Below are 677 nucleotides of genomic sequence, written 5' to 3'. Positions count from 1 at the left end.
GCTGAGGGTCTGGTCGGGCAGTCGTTGGCGTGGGGGCTGTGGGCGCAGCAGTCGGCGATGACTGGGCATCTCGACGAGGCCGACCTGGACCGGATGCGACGCAGCGGCATCCTTCCCCTCTCCTCCGAGCAGGGCCTGGCATTGTTCGACACGGCAGTACGCACCCACCAGCCGCAACTCGTGCCGATCCGGGTGGACCTCGCCGCGCTGCGTCGCGCCGACGCCGGAGGTATGCCGCCGCTGTGGCGGACGTTGGCTGGCAGCTCGGCCCGCCGTACGGCGATCACCGCCGATACGCGGGTGGATTTGGCCGCCAGGTTGGCTGCCATGGGGGTTGAGGAACGTCAGCGGACAGTCCTGGACCTGGTACTGACACAGGCCGCCGTCGTGCTCGGCCATGCAGACCCAGCGGCGATCATCCGGGACAGCGCGTTCCGCGAGCTCGGCTTCGATTCGCTGACCGCGGTGGAGTTGCGTAATCGGTTGGCCGCTGCGACCGGGTTGTCGTTGCCGGCCACGTTGGTCTTCGACTATCCGACCTCGGTGGTGTTGGCCGGGTATCTGTTGGCGGAGCTGCTCGGTGGACAGGTCGATGTTCTTGTGCCGGTGGTGGTTGGTGCGGGTGTGGATGAGCCGGTGGCGATTGTGGGGATGGGGTGTCGGTATCCGGGTGGGGT

Annotated in this window: 1 protein-coding gene; it reads left to right on the top strand. The window is 67.8% G+C overall.

Features of this window, described 5'->3' with window-relative positions; genetic code table 11:
- Window positions 1-57: 57 nt before the first annotated feature.
- The coding region (locus ACLQ2W_RS33820; protein WP_425791956.1) for a phosphopantetheine-binding protein at window positions 58-677 on the top strand (620 nt) is incomplete at its 3' end.

The organism is Micromonospora sp. DT227 (genome assembly GCF_049841835.1).
Lineage (GTDB): Bacteria > Actinomycetota > Actinomycetes > Mycobacteriales > Micromonosporaceae > Micromonospora.
Note: the sequence above shows the minus strand (reverse complement) of the source record. Positions and strands in the feature narration are given on the sequence as shown.